General features: G+C 65.2%; 13 protein-coding genes and 2 pseudogenes. 8 read left to right on the forward strand and 7 right to left on the reverse strand.

The annotated features are described in order from the left end of the window. Window positions 1–72: 72 nt before the first annotated feature. A complete protein-coding gene (locus tag ACV22V_RS01750) occupies window positions 73–795 on the reverse strand; it encodes an HAD family hydrolase (protein ID WP_448012819.1) in 723 nt (240 codons plus the stop codon). Between the two features lie 29 nt (window positions 796–824). Continuing rightward, window positions 825–968: pseudogene (locus ACV22V_RS01755) on the reverse strand (ornithine cyclodeaminase family protein); the annotation flags it as partial. Window positions 969–976: 8 nt separating this feature from the next. Here ACV22V_RS01755 and ACV22V_RS01760 point away from each other — a divergent pair. The 4 genes and pseudogenes from ACV22V_RS01760 to ACV22V_RS01775 form a co-directional block, all read left to right on the forward strand. Further along, window positions 977–1,102, forward strand: a pseudogene (locus ACV22V_RS01760) (transcriptional regulator); the annotation flags it as partial. A 259-nt stretch (window positions 1,103–1,361) separates the two neighbouring features. Next, a complete protein-coding gene (locus ACV22V_RS01765) occupies window positions 1,362–1,946 on the forward strand; it encodes a DUF2760 domain-containing protein (protein WP_059532098.1) in 585 nt (194 codons plus the stop codon). Continuing rightward, a complete protein-coding gene (locus ACV22V_RS01770) occupies window positions 1,943–3,784 on the forward strand; it encodes an Hsp70 family protein (RefSeq protein WP_448012820.1) in 1,842 nt (613 codons plus the stop codon). Before ACV22V_RS01765 ends, ACV22V_RS01770 begins: the two co-directional genes overlap by 4 nt. Before the next feature lie 5 nt (window positions 3,785–3,789). Beyond that, the gene (locus ACV22V_RS01775) at window positions 3,790–6,540 is read left to right on the forward strand and encodes an Hsp70 family protein (RefSeq protein WP_448012821.1); all 2,751 of its coding nucleotides are present in this window, start codon (window positions 3,790–3,792) and stop codon (window positions 6,538–6,540) included. A gap of 157 nt (window positions 6,541–6,697) precedes the next feature. Here ACV22V_RS01775 and ctlX read toward each other — a convergent pair whose 3' ends face one another. Next, window positions 6,698–7,699: a citrulline utilization hydrolase CtlX gene (ctlX, locus tag ACV22V_RS01780; RefSeq protein WP_448012822.1), complete on the reverse strand. Its 1,002-nt coding sequence runs from the start codon at window positions 7,697–7,699 to the stop codon at window positions 6,698–6,700. Between the two features lie 58 nt (window positions 7,700–7,757). Continuing rightward, on the reverse strand, window positions 7,758–8,837 hold the full coding sequence (locus ACV22V_RS01785; protein ID WP_448012823.1) for an ornithine cyclodeaminase: 1,080 nt from the start codon (window positions 8,835–8,837) through the stop codon (window positions 7,758–7,760). A gap of 295 nt (window positions 8,838–9,132) precedes the next feature. On the opposite strand from ACV22V_RS01785, the gene ACV22V_RS01790 reads away from it, so the two are divergent. Beyond that, entirely contained in the window at window positions 9,133–9,564 is a 432-nt protein-coding gene (locus ACV22V_RS01790; protein WP_044845386.1) for an Lrp/AsnC family transcriptional regulator, read from the forward strand. A 44-nt stretch (window positions 9,565–9,608) separates the two neighbouring features. On the opposite strand, the gene ACV22V_RS01795 is transcribed toward ACV22V_RS01790, so the two are convergent. Beyond that, entirely contained in the window at window positions 9,609–10,139 is a 531-nt protein-coding gene (locus ACV22V_RS01795; protein WP_448013011.1) for a peroxidase-related enzyme, read from the reverse strand. Window positions 10,140–10,610: 471 nt separating this feature from the next. Here ACV22V_RS01795 and tssI point away from each other — a divergent pair, with 471 nt between their 5' ends. From tssI to ACV22V_RS01810, 3 genes are all read left to right on the forward strand, one after another. Then, complete coding sequence (gene tssI, locus ACV22V_RS01800) at window positions 10,611–16,478, forward strand: type VI secretion system tip protein TssI/VgrG (protein WP_448012824.1); 5,868 nt, start codon at window positions 10,611–10,613, stop codon at window positions 16,476–16,478. Between the two features lie 906 nt (window positions 16,479–17,384). Continuing rightward, on the forward strand, window positions 17,385–17,846 hold the full coding sequence (locus tag ACV22V_RS01805) for a hypothetical protein (RefSeq protein WP_448012825.1): 462 nt from the start codon (window positions 17,385–17,387) through the stop codon (window positions 17,844–17,846). 31 nt (window positions 17,847–17,877) lie between these two features. Further along, window positions 17,878–18,435: an RHS repeat-associated core domain-containing protein gene (locus ACV22V_RS01810; protein WP_448012826.1), complete on the forward strand. Its 558-nt coding sequence runs from the start codon at window positions 17,878–17,880 to the stop codon at window positions 18,433–18,435. Between the two features lie 475 nt (window positions 18,436–18,910). On the opposite strand, the gene ACV22V_RS01815 is transcribed toward ACV22V_RS01810, so the two are convergent. Together ACV22V_RS01815 and ACV22V_RS01820 are read right to left on the reverse strand one after the other, a co-directional pair. After that, complete coding sequence (locus ACV22V_RS01815) at window positions 18,911–20,356, reverse strand: sensor histidine kinase (protein WP_448012827.1); 1,446 nt, start codon at window positions 20,354–20,356, stop codon at window positions 18,911–18,913. Next, window positions 20,343–21,008 (reverse strand): response regulator transcription factor, encoded by a 666-nt coding sequence (locus tag ACV22V_RS01820; protein WP_059532061.1) that lies wholly within the window; start codon window positions 21,006–21,008, stop codon window positions 20,343–20,345. The genes ACV22V_RS01815 and ACV22V_RS01820 overlap by 14 nt, the downstream gene beginning before the upstream one ends. Window positions 21,009–21,168 lie beyond the last annotated feature (160 nt).

Consider the following 21,168-nt stretch of genomic DNA (forward strand, 5'->3'; position numbering starts at 1 on the left):
AGCGGCGGTCGGTCGTGCCGATGGCGGCGATCGACCTCGACCGCGCGATCGCGCGACCTTGCGGGCTCGCGGTTACGACGCTTCGACGGGGCCGCCGAGCGTGCGGCACAGCGCCGACAAGTCGCGAACGGTCAGATGCGGGGACGGGGCACGATGCGCGGCGTGCTCCGCTTCCGGCCCTTCGTGACGCACCACCCAGGCCGCTTGAAGCCCCGCATTCAACGCGCCGACGACATCTAGGTGAAAGTCGTCGCCGACGTGGAGCAGCTCCGCCGCAGGCACGCCGAGCTTCGCGGCGGCCGCATGGAAGATTTCCGGCTCGGGTTTCGCGAATCCGAACGCACGCGCGCTGAGCGTGTCGCGGAAGAACTCGCCGCCGCCGGTCAGTTGAAGGTCCGCATTGCCGTTCGTCACCGCGATCAGCGGAAATCGCGCGCTCAACCACGCGAGCGCCGGCAACGCATCGTCGAAGAACTCGACCCGGTTTCGCGCGGAATAGAACACGTCGTATGCGCGGTCGGTCAGCGTGACGTCTTCGTTCGCGCGTTCGAGCGCAAGCCGGATCGAGCCGATGCGCAACGCACGGAAGTCGCTGACGAGGTCCGGCCGCGAGCGTTCGTATTCGTTGCGCAACTGGCCCAGTGCCTGCGACGTGGGCACGACGCTCGCGGTATCGGGCGCGTGCGCGATCAGCCACGCATGCAGCGACGCCTCGGCCCGTTCGACGGCGGGGCCGAACGGCCACAGCGTGTCGTCGAGATCGAACGAGATGGCGGAGATTCTGGATAGACGCATGACGATGGAAGATACCACGCCGGTGCCGTTCAACACGGCCACGGGATCGAACGTCCGGTCAGGTCCTGCAGCGCGAGTCCCGTCATGTCGAACACGGCGATCTCGCCCGGCGATCGATCAACGAACACGGTGCCGGCAAGCAAGTCGCCGATTTCAGCGCGCGGCGGATCGGGCGTGTCGCTTGAATCTGTCGGCCACGCTGAAGGAGGCCGAAGCGGTGCTGCTTGCGCGCTTCGGGGAGGTCACGCCCGGCATGTTGTCGCGCGATTTCGAGGCGAAGGCGGCGCGCCGCCGCAAACCGCGCTGACGCGCCGCAACATCGCAACCATCACCCGATAACCGGCAGTCCGATGCAATCCGGCGCCGCGCGAAACCCGCACGCCGCCGTGTTCTGTCCCCCAACTTCTGCCCGGTTCGCCCGCCACAGGGCAAAATACGGGTTTTCCGCACCCGAGAGGGCGCGCCCGAATCACGCGCCGGGCGGCGGCAGTGCGCCATCGCACGCCGCCGCCCGGCGCCCAGGCAAGATGCTCGCCGTGTCGCGAGCCCACAGGAGTCCAGACCCCATGCCCGAATCCAACCTGTCCTTCTTCGGCCGGCTGTCGCTGGCCGTCGGCACGTTCTTTTCCGTGATCGGCAACCGCGAGTTCGCGGCCGGCGTGCTGCGCGTGCGCGACGGCGCGCCGGCACCGGTCGCCCCGGCGCCGGTTGCGCCGGCCCCCGCCGCGGCTCCGGCGCCCGCGAAGGCCCCGGCCCCCGAGCTGCGCGAAGCGAGCCCGCAAGCCGCGCTGCAACTGTTGGGCCTGCTGCAGCGCGATGCACGCTTCATCGACTTCGTCGAGGAAGACATCGCCGGCTATGCGGACGCCGACATCGGCGCCGCCGCACGCCTCGTGCACGACGGCTGCCGCGCCGCGCTGCGCGAGCATTTCACGATCGTGCCGGTGCGCGACGAAGCCGAAGGCAGCCGCGTGACGCTGCCGGCCGGCTTCGACGCGACGGCCGTGCGCGTGACGGGCAACGTCGTCGGCTCGGCGCCGTTCACGGGTACGGTCAGCCATCGCGGCTGGCGCGTGGCCGACGTGCGCCTGCCGAAGCTGACGGGCAGTCACGACGCATCGGTGGTCGCACCGGCGGAGGTGGAACTGTGAGCGATCCGCGCTATTCGATCGGTATCGACCTCGGGACGACCCATTGCGCGCTGTCGTACGTCGACAGCGCCGCGAGCGACGGCGAAAAGATCACGCAGCAGGTGCTGCCGATCGCGCAGCTGACCGCGCCGGGCGCGCTGGAGTCGCGCGACCTGCTGCCGTCGTTCCTCTATCTTCCGCATGAAAGCGAGCTGACGCAGGGCGACCTGACGCTGCCGTGGACGGCCTCGCGCGCCTTCGCGGTCGGCGAAATGGCGCGCACCCGCGGCGCGGGCACGCCGATCCGCCTCGTGTCGAGCGCGAAGAGCTGGCTGTGCCACCCGGGCGTCGATCGCCGCGCGGCGATCCTGCCGAGCGATGCGCCGCCCGAGGTGTCGCGCGTGTCGCCGCTGGAAAGCTCGATCCGCTACCTGACCCACCTGCGCGAAGCGTGGGACCACGCGCATCCCGACGCGCCGTTCGCCGACCAGGACGTAACGGTCACGATCCCCGCGTCGTTCGACCCGGCCGCGCGCGAACTGACGGCGGAAGCCGCGCGTGCCGCCGGCTATTCGCGGATGACGCTGCTCGAGGAGCCGCAGGCGGCGCTCTACAGCTGGATCCAGAAGAGCGAAGGCGGCTGGCGCAAGCAGGTGCGGGTCGGCGACCTGATCCTGTGCGTGGACGTCGGCGGCGGCACCACCGACCTGTCGCTGATCGCGGTGGTCGAGCGCGAAGGCAACCTGGAACTGCATCGCGTGGCGGTCGGCGAGCACATCCTGCTCGGCGGCGACAACATGGACCTCGCGCTCGCGCACGTGGTCGCGCGCAAGCTCGCGCAACAGGGCACGCAGGCCGATCCGTGGCAACTGCGCGCGCTGACCTACGCGTGCCGCGCCGCGAAGGAAACCCTGCTGTCCGACCCGACGACCGACGCGGTGCCGCTCGTCGTGCCGAGCCGCGGCTCGAAGCTGATCGGCGGTTCGATCCGCACGGAGCTGACGCGCGCGGAACTCACGCAGACGATCCTCGAAGGCTTCTTCCCGCAAGTCGATGCGGCGGCGCGTCCGGTGAGCCGCGCGCGCGTCGGCCTGACGCAACTCGGCCTGCCGTATGCGCAGGACGCGGGCATCACGCGCCATCTCGCGGCGTTCCTCGGCCGCCAGGTCGCGGCGCTCGACGCGCTCGACGGCGTGCAGCGCACGCTGCCGCAAGGCGCGACCTTCCTGCATCCGACCGCGGTGTTGTTCAACGGCGGCGTGTTCAAGTCGACGCTGCTCACGCAGCGCGTGCTCGACACGCTCAACGGCTGGCTGGCCGCCGAAGGCGCGCCGTCCGCGCGCCTGCTCGAAGGCGCGGATCTCGATCTGGCGGTCGCGCGCGGCGCGGCTTATTACGGTTACGTGAAGCGCGGCCGCGGCGTGCGTATTCGCGGCGGCACGGCGCGTGCGTACTACGTCGCGATCGAATCGGCGATGCCTGCCGTGCCGGGGCTGGAGCCGCCGGTGCAGGCGCTGTGCGTCGCGCCGTTCGGGATGGAGGAAGGCTCGGATGCGGCGCTGCCGCCGCAGGAGTTCGGCCTCGTCGTCGGCGAACCGGTGCAGTTCCGCTTCTTCGGATCGTCGGTGCGCCGCCAGGACCAGGTCGGCACGCTGCTCGACTACTGGTCGCCCGACGAGCTGCAGGAGCTCGAGGAAATCCAGGCGACGCTGCCTGCCGAAGGGCGCACGGTCGGCGAGGTCGTGCCGGTGAAGCTGCACGCGCGCGTGACCGAAGCCGGCACGCTCGAACTCGAGGCGATCCCGAGCGGCACGAACGAGCGCTGGAAGGTCGAGTTCGACGTGCGCGGCGCCGCCTGAGCGCGATGAAGCGCTATACGGTCGGCATCGACCTCGGCACGAGCAACACGGTCGTCGCATACGTCGAGGCCGGCTCCGATGCGATCCGCGTGTTCGACGTCGAGCAGCTGGTCGGCCCCGGCGCGGTGGCCGCGCAGCCGCTGCTGCCGTCGGTGCGCTATCACCCGGCGGCGGGCGAACTGCCGCCGGACGCGCTGCGCTTGCCCTGGGCGTCCGATTCGACGGCCGGTGCAGCCGCGGCCGGTGCGCCGCCGGCCGTGATCGGCCGCTATGCGCGCACGCTCGGCGCGCAGGTGCCGGGGCGGCTCGTCACCAGCGCGAAAAGCTGGCTGTCGCACGCATCGGTCGACCGGCTCGCGGCGATCCTGCCGTGGGGCGCGGCCGAAGGCGTCGACAAGGTGTCGCCGGTCGACGCGAGCGCGAGCTATCTCGCGCACGTGCGTGCCGCGTGGGATGCACGCTTTCCCGACGCGCCGCTCGCGAAGCAGGACGTCATCCTGACGGTGCCGGCGTCGTTCGACGACGGCGCGCGCGCGTTGACGGTCGAGGCCGCCAAACGCGCGAAACTGCCGGCGTTGCGGTTGCTGGAAGAGCCGCAGGCCGCGTTCTACGACTGGTTGTACGGCCAGCGCGAGACGTTGCGCGACACGTTTGCCGCCGCGCGCCGCGTGCTGATCTGCGACGTCGGCGGCGGCACGACCGATCTCACGCTCGTCGACGTCGCGCCGGGCGACGACGGCGAACCGGCCTTCACGCGCGTCGGCGTCGGCAATCACCTGATGCTCGGCGGCGACAACATGGACCTCGCGCTCGCGCGCCTGGTCGAGACGCGGCTGACCGAGCCCGGCACGCGGCTGTCCGCCGCGAGCCTGTCGCAGCTCGTCGAACGCTGCCGCGCGGCGAAGGAGCGGCTGCTCGGCGACGACGCGCCGGCGTCCGTCACCGTGACGCTGCTCGGCGCGGGCAGCAAGCTCGTCGGCGGCGCGCGTTCGGCCGAGTTGACGCGGCAGGAAGTCGAGCAGATCGTCGTCGACGGCTTCTTTCCGCAGGTCGACGCCGGCGAGCTGCCGCGCCGCGCGCGGGCCGCGATCGTCGAATTCGGCTTGCCGTATGCGAGCGACCCGGCCGTCACGCGCCACGTCGCCGCGTTCCTGAATCGTCATGCGGACGGCCCGCTGCCCGACACGCTGCTGCTCAACGGCGGCGTGTTTCGCGCGGGCGCGCTCGCCGGCCGTCTCGCGCAGACGCTCGGCGCGTGGCGCGGCGCGCCGCTCGACGTGCTGCACAACGCGCATCCGGACGTGGCGGTCGCGCGCGGCGCGGTGGCCTACGGCCTTGCGCGGGCGGGGCATGCGCCGCGCATCGGCGGCGGCTCCGCGCGCAGCTATTTCCTCGTGCTCGACGATGGTGACGGCGACGCGGCCCCGCGTGGCGTCTGCCTGCTGCCGCGCGGGTCGGAAGAGGGCCGCGAGATCCGGCTCGAGGAGCGCACGTTCGCGCTCCAGCTCGGGCAGCCGGTGCGTTTCCATCTCGTGTCGACGGTGGCCGAGACGGCATACCGGCCCGGCGATCTCGTCGAACTGGACGGCAGCGATTTCGTGCGGCTGCCGCCGATCGCGACGGTCGTCGACCGGCAAGCCGGCAGCGACGCACGCGAAACGCCGGTGAAACTCACGGCATCGCTGACCGAAGTCGGCACGCTCGAAATGCACTGCATCGCGACCGACGACGCGTCGCGGCGTTGGCGACTCGAATTCCAGTTGCGCGGCGACGCGCCCGCGCAGGGCGACGACGCCGCGCTCGAACGCCATCCGCGCGTCGATCATGCGATCGAGCTGATCGACCGCTCGTTCGGCAGCAAGGCCGCGAACGTCACGCCGAAGGACACGCGACGGTTGCGTGCGCAACTTGAACAGGTGCTCGGCCCGCGCGACGAGTGGGACGTCGCACTCGCGCGCGAACTGTTCGACGCGTTGCTCGCGCGGGCGCGTCGCCGCCGGCGCTCGGCCGATCACGAACGCGCGTGGCTGAACCTCGCAGGCTATTGCCTGCGCCCCGGTTTCGGCCATCCGCTCGATGCGTGGCGCATCGAACAGCTGTGGCCGCTGTTCGACGACGGGATTCAGTACGTGAACGACGCGCAGGTGTGGTCCGAGTGGTGGACGCTGTGGCGGCGCGTGGCCGGCGGCCTCGACGACGACGCGCAGACGCAGGTGCGCGACGCCATTGCGTTCCTCGAACCGTCCGACGACAAGCGCCGCAAGCTGCCGTTCGACCCGGCCAAGGTCGGTCCGGCCGACATGACGCGTTTGTCCGCGTCGCTCGAACGATTGCCGGTCGAGCGCAAGGTGGAACTGGCCGAGCGTTTGATCGTGCAATTGCAGAAGCCGGCCGAGCGCACGCTGTGCGCGTGGGCGCTCGGGCGGATCGGTGCGCGGCGGCCGTTCTACGGCAGCGCGCACAGTGTCGTGCCGGCCGACGTCGCGAACCGCTGGCTCGACGCGCTGTTCGCGCTGGACTGGAAGCAGGTCGAACCCGCGGCATTCGCGGTCGCGCAAATCGCAGGGATGACGGGTGACCGCGAACGCGATTTGCCGGACGAGACACGTGAGGCCGTGATCCGGCGTCTGTCGGCCGCGAATGCGTCGGCCGCGTGGATCGACATGGTGCGCGAGGCGATCGCGTTCGACGAAGCCGACACGGCACGCGTGTTCGGCGAAACGCTGCCGGCCGGGTTGAAGCTGCTGGCGGGGTGAGCGGCGCGGCGGGCTCCGGTATCGTTCGGATGCCGGAGCATTCTGCGGCGTTGTCGATGCGGGCCGACGCCCGCCGATTCGATTCAATACCCTTCGAACAAGAAACGGCTGCCGTTGCATCGCATCGGCAGCCGTTCGTGCTTCGTGAGTCTGCCGGTCAGATTTGCGGCGTCGTCTCGCGTGGCGACGCGGCCGATTCCATGGCGATCGCATCCGGCGCGGTTACCCGCCGCGCGAGGTGTATGCCCGCGAGCATGCAGCGCACCGAGCCGCCGGCCAGTTCGATCGTCGGCACGTCGAGCGGCAGCAGCCGCGCGGAGCGCTCGATCGTCGCGCGCTGGTCGCCCGTGAGGCAGTCGAACGCGCGCCGCGACAGCGCGAGCACGCGCCCGTCCTTGCCCGACAATTCCAGCGTATTGCCCGCGAAATTCGCAATCTGCGCGTGATCGAGCGCGATCACCGTGCGGCCCGTTTCGGTCAGGCGTTGCGCGATTTCGTCGCGGCGCCGGCGGTCGGCGATCAGGTCGAGGCCGACCATCGCGAACGCCGTTGCGACGCTCATCATCACGTTGGTGTGATAGATCGGGTTCCCGTTCGCGTCGGCCGTGTCGAAGCAGATCGGCTCGAAGTTGAAGTGCGTGCAGAAGCGTTCGAGCGCGACCGGATCGGCGCGGCGCGAACGCGCGGTGTACGCGATCCGCGCGACGTGGTCGAGCACCATCGCGCCGGTGCCTTCGAGGAACACGTCGTCGTATTCGAGCCCCGAGTAGTCGATCACGTCCTGCACGCGGTATTGCGCCTTCAGCATCTCGACGATGTCCGCGCGTCGCTCGCGGCGGCGGTTCGGGCTATACATCGGAAACAGCGCGACATGCCCGCCCGGATGCGTCGAGAACCAGTTGTTCGGGAACACGGAGTCGGGCGTGTCGCGCTCGCCGTGGTCGTCGAACACGTGCACGCGCACGCCTGCGTCGGCGAGCGTCCGCGCCGCGGCCGTGACTTCGTCGCGCGCGGCGGCCGACACCGACGGCGCGTCGTTCGCCCCGGCGGCGGCCGTGCGCTGGAAGGCGTTGTCGGCCGCGGTCTGCGGGTTCGGCAGGAAGCGGTGCGGCCGGATCATCACGACGGCGGCCGGCGCCTGGATCGATACGAGATTCATGAACGGTGAGGGCAAGAAGCGGGAAGCCGAGCGGCGCGCACGCCGCCCGGGATGACGATCAGCGCGCGAACGCGGCGACGGCTTCGGTCACGAAGGCCGCGTGACCCTGCGCGATCGCGGCCGGATCGTCGATCAGCGCGAACAGGTTCTTCGGATCGACGGCCGGCGGAATCAGCGCGATCTCGACGCCCGCGTTGTGCTGTTGCGCGAGCGCGTACAGGTAGCGCAGCGCCGAGTAGTCCTCGAGCGCGAAGCCGACCGAGTCGAACACCGTGACTTCGTCCGCGCGTTCGCGGCCGGCCGTCTCGCCCTGCAGCACGCGCCACAGCTCGGTCACCGGAAAGTCGGCCGGCATCTGCTGGATTTCGCCCTCGATGCGCGACTGCGGCTCGAATTCGACGAACACGCGGCCCGCTTGCAGCACGCCCGCCTCGAGCTCGGTCTTGCCCGGGCAATCGCCGCCGACCGCGTTCAGGTGCATGCCGGGCTCGATCATGTCGGCGGTGACGATCGTCGCATATGCCTTGTCGGCGGTGACGGTCGTCACGATGTCGGCGCCGTGCACGGCGTCGGCGGTCGACGCGGCGCGCACGACGCGCAAGTCGGGGTAGGCGGCGAGGTTCTTCACGAGCTTGTCGGTCGCGAGCGGGTCGACGTCGAACACGCGGATTTCCTCGATGCCGAGCAGCGTATGGAACGCGATCGCCTGGAATTCGCTCTGCGCGCCGTTGCCGATCAGCGCCATCGTGCGCGAGTCGGAGCGCGCGAGCGCCTGCGCGGCGAGCACCGACGTCGCGGCCGTGCGCAGCGCGGTGGTCAGCGTGAGTTCGGCGAGCAGCAGCGGATAGCCGGTGTCGACTTCGGCGAGCGCGCCGAACGCCATCACCGTGTGCATGCCGCGCGCGGCGTTGACGGGGTGGCCGTTCACGTACTTGAACGCGAACAGCGATGCGTTCGCGACGGGCATCAGCTCGATCACGCCGTCGCGCGAGTGGCACGCGACGCGCGGCGACTTGTCGAAATCGGCCCAGTGCAGGTAATCGGCGCGCAGCGTGTCGACGAGTTCGCGCAGGAACGGCGTGACGCCCGTCCTGGCGATCAGTCGGGCGGTGGCGGGAACGTCGAGGAAGCGGGTCATCGGTCTGTCTCCAATTTTTGCCGGTACGGGTGTCCAGGCGTCCTGGTCGAGCGGGGCAGGCGCGTCGGCCCGGGCCCCGGCTTCATCAAAAGCGGTGTCGCGGCGTGTGCGGCCGGGCGATGGAGTCATTATTTCCGTGAGTCGAGCCAACAAAAAGACGGCAAAAGTGGCAGATTTATCGATAGACTTGGCAGATTGCTGGCCATATCCGGCAGTTTGTGCAATCCACGAGGGTCGAAATGCGCGCCGTCCGGCACGCTGGCGGCCGTCTCACGTTCAACAGGAAGGTCCGCTCATGATCACGCTCGACGACGTCGACCGACAGCTCATCGCGCTGCTGCGCGACAACGCGCGGATGCCCGTCGTCGCCCTCGCGAAGGCGTTGCGCGTCGCGCGCGCGACCGTGCAGAACCGGCTGACGCGGCTGGAGAAGAACGGCGTGATCGTCGGCTACACGGTGCGGCTCAAGCCGGCGGCCGAGCGGCACCGGATCCGCGCGCTGATGTCGATCGCGGTGCAGGGCAATCGCGGCGCGGAAGTGGTGAAGGTGCTGCGCGGGCATCCGAACGTCGCGTCGATCCACAGCACCAACGGGCGCTGGGATCTGGTCGCCGAGCTGCACGCCGATTCGCTTGAGCATTTCGATCGCGTGCTCGGCGCGATCCGGTTGATCGACGGGATCGCGAATACGGAGACGAGCATTTTGTTGTCGACGCACAAGGCGTGACGCGCGGCGGCGCGTCAGCCCGTGTGCTTGCCTGCGCCAGCGTATCAACTGCCAGTTGCCGGCTCCGGAAACACCGGCTCGCCCAGCGTCAGCATCAACCGGTTCGCCCACGCAAAGATCGCGATCGCGTGCGACAGGTCGAGAATTTCCTCGTGCGTAAGCCCTTCCGCCTCGAGCGCGGCGATGTCGTTTTCATCCAGCGTGTCGGGCCGTTCTGTCAGCGCGATCGCGTAGCGGATGATCGCGCGTTCGCGCGCGGTCGTGCCGGCTGTCGACGGATCGTCGAACACCTGGTCGATCGCATCCGTGCGCTTCGCAAGTTGCGTGAAGCGCTGCGCATGCACCGATGCGCAATATACGCAGCCGTTCACGCGTGACACGGCAGTGCTCGCCAGCTCGCGTTCCGCGCGCGACTGAACAGGGACGGCCTCACGCGCGGCTGCTCGGCTATTACGGGCATTGCGCCGCAGCCGCAGCCGCAGGCGGTGCAGGCGGTGCGGCTCGCGGAACTCAATTAACGATCGGCGTAATGTGATAACGCCTTTACCATCCATGGTTGCGGTGTCGTACACGATTGCGTCCCGATCCGTACGCCACACGACATTCCCGGCTTGCCAACAGGACATGGACTTGTGCGCAAGATTGGTCGTTACGCAAAAGCTGCGACGAATTTTTGACTATCGGCAAAGGTGATTGGATTGCATCCGAATTCCGTCAGTGCCTGATGTGACCGGCACGAGTTGCCGGGAAATGCGTCCGTCGGGTGCGATACGAGAATTTGGCCTCGTATTCGTTAAAGAGAGTTTTTTGAGATGGTATTTGCGGCTAGTATCCGATGAGCCATCAGGCGGGGAGCTCATCGGTTGGCAGCCATTTTGGCCCGAATGTGCGGGAATTGATGCGCTTCGCGTAGCACGCGATGTAAAGCATTTCCTGGTTTGTCATCGAGGCGACTGGTCCGAGTAAGGTAGAAAAACCACGGATTTCCCCGTTTTATTAGATTCGGATTGCAGAAGAAATAATATGTCATCGAGGAAATGGGCTGCATGTTGAATTTCAAGACAAACCGGACGTTCTCGGTCAGCGGCCCGGCATTGCCGGAGCTGGAAGGCATTGCATCGGTGCTGCACCTGAGCGCGATCCGGGGCACCGAACAGCTCTCCACGCTGTACGCGTACGAACTGTGGCTGACGACTCCAGTCGATCCGCTGCTGCCGGGCGACTTGCTGGCGAACCTCGATCTCAAGGCGATGCTCGGCAAGGAACTGACCGTCACGATCCAGCTCGACGGCATGGGCAGTTTCGTTGCCGGGATGGCAGGGCAGACGGGGGCGGCCAATCTGGGGGCCGGCACGCGAGAAATCAGCGGCGTCGTGACGACAGCCAGCTACGTGGATCAACTGAATCGACAGTCACGTTACCGGGTCGTGCTGGAGCCCTGGTTCGCACTGGCGCGTGAGCGAACCGACTATCGCATCTTCCAGCGCAAGAGCGTGCTGGACATTCTGCGCGAGGTGTTCAGTCCGTACTTGTACTCGTTCGAGACGCGCGTTGGCCGCACCTACAAGCCGCTGCGCTATCAGGTCCAGTACGGCGAGTCGGATTTCGCGTTTGCCCAGCGATTGATGGAGGAACACGGCATCACGTGGTTCTTCGAACATTCGCAAGGCGTGCATCGCTTGGTGCTGGTCGACGGTCCAGGCGCCTATCGGACCGTGGAAAGCGTCGCGTACCAGACGCTCGCTTACTACCCGCCTGGCCAGAAGATCGACCGGGAGCACGTGGATCGCTTCGAAGCGACGGAGCGCCTGCGGTCGGGTGTCTGGACCACCGACGATTTCGATTTCGAGAAGCCGGGTGCGACGCTGACCGCGCGGAACAGCTTGCCGCGTGACACGGCGCACAACCAGTTCGAACGATACGAGTGGCCGGGCGACTATACGGAAACGGAGGACGGCCACGCATTCGCACGGGTGCGCATGGAGGAGATTCACGCGCAGGGCGAGCGCGCGACGGGCGAGGGCAAGCTGCGCAACGTGGTGTGCGGCACGACGTTTGTACTGGCTGGCCATCCGATGGCGAGCGCCAACCGTGAATATCTGGTGATCGCGTCGGAACTGGACGTGAAGGAGACCGGGGAGACGACGGGATTCTCCGCCTACGCGATTCGCAGCACGTTCACCGTGCAGCCATCAAACACCGTGTTCCGCCCGCCGCGCACCATCGCGAAACCCCGCACGCGCGGCCCGCAGACGGCGATCGTAACCGGTCCGGCTGGCGCGGAGATCTGGACCAACAAGAACGGCGAGGTGACGCTCAAGTTCCATTGGGACCGGTCCGACGTGAGGGACCAGAATTCATCCTGCTGGGTGCGGGTGTCGTATCCGTGGGCCGGCAGCAATTTCGGCGGCATCCATATTCCACGCGTGGGCACCGAGGTCATCGTCGATTTCGAAAACGGCGATCCGGATCGACCGATCGTGACAGGGCGCGTCTATAACGCGATGACGATGCCCCCGTGGTCGTTGCCGGCGCACGCGACGCAAAGCGGGATCCTGACGCGCTCGACCAAGGGCGGCGGATACGGCAACGCCAATGCGATCCGTTTCGAGGACAAGAAAGGCGCGGAGCAGGTCTGGATCCAGGCCGAGCGCAATCTGGATGCGGTGATCGAGGCCGACGAGACGCACACCGTGGGACATGACCGCACGAAGCGGGTCGGCCATGACGAAACCGACCAGATCGGACGTCACTGGAAGCTGTCGACCGGCGGCTACAAGTTCGAGACGGTGACGCTCGCGTCGGTGAAGAGCGTGGGCATGGGGGCCATGCTCAACGTCGGGATGGCATACAACGTCAACGTGGGCGGGCTGTACCTGCGTAACGTCGGGCTGCACATGGCAAGCACCGTGGGCCGGAGCCGGACCGACCGCGTCGTGCAGGACTGGACGGCCGATGTCGGACACACCTACACGGTGACCGTGCGCGGCAAGGCAGTGGGCGACGCGGTGAGCGCCGATCAGGCGAACCCGATCGAGCCGTCGCCCGACTTCGTGCCGCAGCTGCCGGCGCCGGTGTCGAGCTCGAACGCCAACCAGCTGCGCATCGCGGACACGGGCGAAAGCAGCCTGTCGGGAGCGAAACAGGTACAACTGACGGGCCCGGGCGGGACGGTGACGATCGACGAGTCCGGCATTCATCTGAAAGGCACGGCGATTTACCTGAAAGCGCCGACGATCAGCATGACGAACGGCGATGCCGGCGGCCTTGCGCCGGTGACCGAAGCCGATTGCGCGGAATGTGCGAAGAAGACCGTCAGCGCGAACCCGGTCGACCTGGCGACGGGACAGAAGGTGCTGTCGCATACGGACTTTACGTTGCCGGGCCGCGTATCGATTCACTGGAGCCGAAGCTACCGAAGTGCGGACCAGCGCCAGGGCAGTCTGGGCGTGGCGTGGAAGTTGCCGTATGCGACCGAGGTGCGCACGAGTTCGGCGGGATTGGTCTACTTCGATGCGGACGGGCGGCAGTTGCAGTTTCCGGCGCTGAACCCCGGTGAAGAACACTTCCATCCGATCGAGAAGATCACGCTGGCGCGCGGTGAGGACGATGCCTCGGGCCGTACCTATGTGCTGTGCTTCGGCAACGGCGTCGAAGAGCATTATGGCCGTCACCCGGTCGACGAGACGCGCTGGCAGTTGCAGCGCATCACGACACGCGACGGGCAGAGTCTGACGCTCGGCTATACGGCACAGGGCTGGCTGGAAACCGTTCGCAACAATCGGCATGCCGTACGCTGCGAACTGGACGAAGCCGGCCGGATCACGAGCGTGTTGCTCGACCAGGGTTTCGGGAATCAGCCGCTGCACCTGACGAGCTACGTCTACGACGAGCACGGCGATCTGATCGAGGCCACCGATCGGGAGAACCTGACGTGGCGCTACGGCTACGACACCCATCTGCTGACGACCTACCGCACGCCGGCAGGCGCGACGCACGTATCGGAGTGGAGCGACGACACGCCGAATGCGTATTGCCTGCGTACCTTCGCCTATACCGAAAACGCGGACGGGCAACGGGTCGTCACGCGCGAGACGCGTTTCGATTACCTGCCGTCGCTGCGTGCGACACGGGTAACGGATGGATTGGGGCACACGACCGAATACCACTACAACGGTCTGTGGGCGGTCGAGAAGATCGTGCATCCGGACGGCAGCATCGAGCAGACGCATTTCGACGAGACGGGGAGCATCGCGGGCCATACGGACGCGCTCGGCCGCACGACGCGGATGGTGAACGATGCGCGGGGCAATCCGACGTCGATCATCGACCCGGCCGGCCAGGTCACGCGCATCAGCTACAACGACCGGAACCTGCCGGAACAGATCACCGATCCGGCAGGCCAAATCTGGCAGCGCGGCTACGACGCGCAAGGCCACCTGACGAGCGAAACCGATCCGCTCGGCAACGTGACGCGTTACGCATACGAAAACGGCTTGCCGGTCGCTCGCACGGACGCACTGGGCAACGTGACGAAGATGCAATGGGACGACGCTGGCCAGCTTGTGGCGCGTATCGATTGCTCGGGGCACACGACGACCTACCAGTACGATCAATTCGGCCAGTTGATCGAGACCACGGATGCGTTGGGTCAGGTCAGCCGCCACAGCGGCAGCCTGTCCGCGCGCGTGACGGCGGTGCAGCCGGCCGGCATGGGCTGGTGGAAGGTCGAATACGATGAAGCGGGCCGGGCGGTCGCACATACGGATCCGCTCAAACGCGTGACGCGCGTGGACTGGGATGGATACGGGCAGCGAACGCAAGTCGTCGATCCGGCGGACGGCACGCAACGGTTCCGGTATGACGCGATTGGCCGTCTGACGAAGCTGACCAATGCGAACCAGGAAGCGACGACGTTCCGTTACGACAGCCGAAACCGGTTGATCGAGCAGACCGGTTTCGACGGCCGTCGGCAGAGCTATCGGTACAACGCGGCGGGGGAACTGGTCGAGCGCATCGATCACGGCCAGGATGGGCAGATCACCACGCAGGTGACCTACGATGTGCTCGGCCGCCCGGTGGAGCGCAGATCGAGCGACGGCAGTCAGGCGAGTTATCGGTACGACGCGCGAGGACTGCTGACGCAGGCGCAGGCGGTTTCGCCGGGGCATGCGCCGGTGCAGGTCACTTACGAATATGACGCGGCCGGGCGCCGCACGGCGGAAGTGCAGGCGCATCACGGCCGGGTGTGGCGGTTGACGCACGGGCTGGACGAGATTGGCAACCGGTCATGGACCCATGTGCCGGAGGTCGGCTCGCTGGTGTGGCAGCGCTACGGCTCGGGGCATGTGCACGGCATTCTGCTGGACGAACATCCGCTGGCGAGCTTCGAGCGCGATGCGCTGCATCGTGAGATTCAGCGAACGCAGGGGCCGGCGTCGCATCACTTTGGTTACGGCGCGAATGGTCTGCTGGCGGCGCATCGCTGGCAGAACCTCGATGAACGAGGGCGCTCGCTGGAGCGTCCGCGGCCGTGGCGGGCGTGGGCGTATGACGCGGCCGGTCAACTGACGGCACTGGACGATGCGTGGCGGGACAAGAAGGCGTATCGGTACGACGCACTATCCCGGCTGACGCACGTCACGGCGGCAAGCGGAACGGAAGCATTCCATTACGATCCGGCCGGGAACCTGCTGGGCGCTGCCCCGAGTTTGGACGGGATGCAGGCGTGGAAGGCGAGCGGCGATCGCTTGCTGCGGTTTGCGCCGCAGACGCGTCCGGATCGACCGGTGGACCTTATATACGACGGGCACGGCAACCGCATCGCACGGACGGTGCCGTTGCCGCCGAAGCCGGAACTGACGGCAGCGGAGCAGCGCAGCCAGCGCGGGGCGGACAACCTGCTGCGCGTGATGGAAGTGCTGACGGGGACGCCGAAGTACGAGGAGCCGACAGAAGCACCGGACGTGACGCAGTATCGGTACGACGGCAGCCATCAGCTGATCGCGATCGAACACGCGGATGGTGCGAGGAGCGAGTACGAATACGACGCGCTTGGGCGGCGGGTGGCGAAGCATCACACGCAGGCGACCGGCGCACGGCAGACGACGCTGTTTCTGTGGGACGGCGACTGGATGATGCAGGAGGTGCGGAGCGGGTGCACGTCGCATGAGGACCAGGCGGTGACGTATGTGCCGCATCCGGATCATGAGGGGCCGTTGACGCGGCTAACGGACGGGCAGGCATGGCACTACGTGACGGATCACCTGGGGACGCCGCAGGAGTTGTATGACGAACAGCGGGAGGTGGTGTGGGCGGCGGATTTGAGTGCGTATGGACGCACGGCCCGGAGACTGGCGCATGCAGTTGACAATCCGATACGGTTTCCGGGGCAGTACTTTGATGTGGAGTCGGGGCTGCATTACAACCGGTTCAGGTACTTCGACTCGGAGGTCGGGCGGTACATATCTCAAGATCCCATCGGACTGCGCGGCGGGATCAATGTCTACGCTTACGTCAAGAATCCGCTTATCTGGATTGATCCGCTTGGATTGCAGGCAACGGGACCCGTGTTATTGGGAATGGGAAACCTATATCGATCAGATGTAATTCTTCCGTCAGTAACGATAACGCAAAATTCCAATCTGGCGGGTGCGCTTAACAACATAACGAATCTTCCTTTTCCATCAGAGGTGCTTCCTCCTGGACAATGGGTGGGCGTGAATTTTCCTTGGCAGGAGCCGCAGACGTATTGTGCTTCGGGATATTACGAAGGCGACGAATTTTGGAATAACAAGCCGACCGATGATTCAAATTTGACTTGTAAGGTGAGGAGGGGAAATTTGACGCAGACATTCTCAGTGAAGGGGGCGGATAAGAGGAAATTCATTTGTACGAAAAAGGCTCTGAGATGAAGCGGGTGGTGAAGGTTATTGTATATATTTTTCTTTCTGTTTTGGTGGTGTTGTTTGTGTTGGCAAAATGTAGTGAGCTAAATATAAACGAGCTAGAGGATCAATGCCTCAAGGCTTGCGGCGATCGCGGCATGTTTGGGGTTTTAGAGGCGCCTTTTCCAAATTCGACTAGAAATACCGCTGCAAACTACAAGTGCAAATGTTATTGAGGGGATCATGAAGATCCACCGAAGCGGCCGGCAGATAGGTGCATAGCACTGCGTAACGGATCGCCAGGGAACCTCAGAGAGGTTACGCGACGAACAACGCGAGATTGCTGTGTGGGTGGATTTGCGCGCTTATGGTCGGAGCATGCTATTGACTATACGATACGGGTTCCGGGGCAGTACTACGAGTGGATGATTTGGTCTTTTCTGTCGGCGGAGCGGTCGTTGGGGGAGTGGGGCAGGGTGTTAGTGATCTTCTTGGCTGGCAGCTAAGTGGTTGGGAGGATTATGCGGGTTCTGCTATCGGGGGGCTGCGGGAGGGGAGGCTTTGCTTTATACGGGGCCCTTGGCGGCTGGCGCTGTTGGTGGTTTGGTAACGATACATCAAAACAGGGCCTGAAATATCTAACTGGAAAGCAATGGTGTTTTGATTTCATTTCCACGGCCTCTGATGCGAGCATTGGTGCGCTAACGGGTTTTATCCCAGGTGTAAGAATGCCGGGGATTACTGCTGGGAGAGGTGGTTTTAATTCGGTATTTAGGCAAATGGTCACCAAGGCCAGAAATGAAACTGCATCCAGTATCTCGGGTGCCACAGCGATGAAGATGTTTGCAGGGCGCGCTGTTGATACCGCGATGCTCCCAGGTGTAGGCGCCGGGGCCGTTGCGGGCTTGGGGGCTTCTAAGCTTGGAATCGGGAGTGATGATGCAACTGCATGTCCAAAGAAGTGCTGCTGATGACTGTTCTGTCGAAATTGTGCCAGATAGATCGGCATATATTTCATTAATGATTTTCGTGGGAGGGTGGCTGTTTTTAATTGCCACTCTCTGTGTAATATTTGTTGGCGGATGGCAGGCATACAAATTCATGATGCTATCGATTGCAATTGAGTTTGTGTTATTTGTTTATATTAGGAGAAATTCAATTGCGTTGGGGAATAATGCGATTGTGGTAAGAACTATGTTTTCCGTCAGGAGGATATCGATTTGCGAGTTGACTGGTGTCAGATTGGAGGTTGGGGTGAAAAAATGTGTGGATAGATTTAAGCCGATGTTTAGGTTGATATTTGTTTCTGGGTGTGGGGATGTGGTATTAAATGCAAAATTATATAGCCATAATGATTTGAATACGGTTATCAGATTTGTGGAGAATCGGATCTGAGTGTGTATGGACGTGCGGATCCTAGAGGCGAGTGCATGCCACTGGCAATCCGATACGGTTTCCTGGACAGTACTACGATGAAGAGTCGGGGCTGCATTACAACCGATTTCGGTACTACGACTCGGAGGTCGGGCGGTACATATCTCAAGATCCCATCGGGCTGCGCGGCGGGATCAATGTCTACGCTTACGTGCAAGGTAATCCTGCAATACGCGTTGATCCACTTGGGCTTCAGGCGACAGGGCCTGTTCTCGTCGGGATGGGACATCTATACAGAGCCGGTGCCGTGCCGCCGCGGCCTGCGCTTGTACAGGATGCTCGTGTCGGACGTTTGCTGAACGATATTTCTAACAATTCAATTCCTACGGACGTACTGCCCGGCGTTCGTCCCGGGGTGAATGTACCAGTCGACGTTCCGCGTTTCTATTGTGCCGCCGGCTATTACGGCGATGATCCTCTGCCGAATCTCCGAGGGACGGATGATTCCGGGCTTAGTTGCAGGGCACGCCCAAAGCACTACGATCAATCATATTCGGTTTTTGGAGATGACTCTCGTAAGTTTACATGTACATCGCGAGGGGGATTGTGAAAAAAATCTGAATAGTATTTGTTCGTGGGTTGTCATTTTGGCGGTTGTCTCTATTTTTTTTGTTGCGATGTTTGGGCGACCCACTTACCAAGAGAGATGGGATCGCTGTGTGCAAAGCTGTACAAAGAGAGGATTGTTTGGAAAATTGGAGCCGCCTCGTCCTCAATATGGACGAGTTATCTATGATAGTTACGAGTGTCGCTGTTATTAATTAAATCCTGGACGAATGGCGAAGCGACGACGTTTCGTTACGACAGCCGAAATCGGCTGATCGAGCAGACCGGTTTCGACGGCCGTCGGCAGAGCTATCGGTACAACGCGGCGGGGGCTGCGGTTTGTGCCGCAGACGCGCCCCGATGGACCCGTGGATTTTACGCAAGGACGGGTGTGCCAGCCCGCATTGAGCAAGGTGCAATTGCAGTGCTGACGTGAAAATGTTCGTGCCGAGAGCCGTTCTGCTTAATGACGTATACGTTCAGCATTTTTTGCTGCGTTTTGGTCGATTGTTACTGGGGGCCGTCTCTGCCGCCCGCGGAAACGTCAGCACCACCGCGAACCCGCCCGCATCGGGAAACGCGAACCCGACACGCCCGCCGTGCGCCTTCATCACTTCCTGCACGATCGCGAGCCCGAGCCCCGACCCGGTTCGACGCTCGCTGCCGTCCGGCGCGATCCGGACGAACGGCTGCAACGCCGCGTCCCAATGTTCGCGCGGAATCCCCCGCCCGTTGTCGGTGACGGTCAGCGTCACCGCTCGATCCGCATTGCCCTCGCTGGCGACCGACACGACGATGTCGTCCGCATGCCCATGCAGCAGCGCGTTGTGCAGCACGTTCGACAACGCTTCCTGCAGACTGATCGCATCGCCGTCGATCCACGCATGCGGCGTGTCGCTCGCGAACGCGACGGCCACGTCGCGCGCGTCCGCGAGCGGAATCGTGCGGCCGAGCACGTCCTTCGCGAGCGCGACGAGGTCGACGGGTTGCAGCGGCACGACCTCGGTGCGATGAATCACCATCGCATGATTGAGCAACTGCCCCGTCAGGCGGCCGACGTCCGAGCAGGTCGCGCGCAGCGCATCGAGCCGCGCCGCATGGCGCGCGGGATCGACTTCCCCGTCGAGCAATTCGATCTGTGCGTCGAGGCGCGCGAGCGGCGTGCGCATCTGGTGCGCGGCGTCGGCGATGAAGCGCTGCATCGCGTTGATCCGCTCGGCGAGGCGGTGCATCAGTCCGTTGATCGACCCGATGATCGCGTCGATCTCGCTCGGCGTATCGACGGCCACCGGCCGCAGATCGGCCGGATCGCGCGCGGCGATGATCGTGCCGATCTGCGCGAGCGGGCGCAGCCCGCGCCGGATCGCGAGGCCGCTCGCGCCGATCGCGAGCACGCTCATCAGCAGGATCAGCGTCCACACCTTGATGCTCATGTCGTTCGTCAGCTGCTGCCGCGCGTTGGTTGTCTGCGCAACGGTGACGAGCGCCCAGCCCGGCGTGCTTTCCTCGGGCATGTAGCGCGCGATGGTCGCGGTGCGGATCCGGTGCCCCTGGTAGACGGCGTTCGCGAACGCCGGGCCCTGCTTCGCGGCGGCGAGCGTCGCGGGGCTCGCGAGGTCGTTGTAGCCGGCCACGACGACCCCGCGCGAATCGACGACCTTGTAGTAGACGAGGTCGTAGCGCGACAGCGTCGACAGCGCGGCGACGGGCGGGTTTAGCGCGAGCACGCCGCCCTGCACGTACAGGTTCTCCGCGACCTGGATCGACGCGCCGGCGAGCAACTGGTCGTACGCGCGTTCGGCCGCGACGCCCGCGTAGTAGCGCGCGATCGCGGCAAGCGCGAGCGCGCCGGTCGCGACGACGAGCGCGATGAACAGCAGCGTGCGCCCGAACAGCGTCTTCGGGAACCAGTCAATGCGCGGCAATCTGATACCCCATCCCGCGCGCGGTGCGAATCTCGACCGAGCTGCCCTGCAGCTTCCTGCGCACGCGTGTCACGTACTGCTCGACCGCGTTCGCGGTCGGCTCGTTGCCGAAGCTGAACAGCTGGTTCAGCAGTTCGTCCTTGGAGAAGATCCGCTGCGGGCGGCTCGCGAGAATCTCGAGCAGCGCGAACTCCTGGCGCGACAGCGACAGCGGCTGGCCGTCGAGTTCGGCAAGCCGGCTGCTGCGGTCGATCACGAGGCCGCCGAGCGTCAGCACGTCGTTCGCATGGCCGCTGTTGCGGCGCAGCAGCGCCTGCACGCGCGCATCGAGCTCGCGGTAGTCGAACGGTTTCACGAGATAGTCGTCGGCGCCGAGGCCGAGGCCGCTCACGCGGTCGTCGATCGCGGAGCGCGCGGTAACGAGCAGCACCGGCGTCGTGCTGCCCGACGCGCGCAGGTTGCGCAGCACCGCGAAGCCGTCGAGGCCGGGCAGGTTCGCATCGAGTACGACGAGGTCGAAGCGCTCGACGCGCAGCAAGCCGTTCGCGGTCGAGCCGTCGGTTTCGAGATCGACGGCATGGCCGAGCCGCGTGAGGCGGCTGCGGATCGCCGCGCCGATTTCGGCATCGTCCTCCACGACGAGAATGCGCATGGTGCCGTTTGCAGGTAGATGAGTTAGGGGTTTTCCCGGGGCCGGGATGTCAGCATTTTCTCAGACTCGCTCGATAACCTGTGTTCAGCCGGAACGAGCGATGACGGCATTAATACCAGAGGAGACGGCAACATGCAGCATGTCACGGGCACGACGAAGG

Source organism: Burkholderia sp. AW33-5 (genome assembly GCF_053427615.1).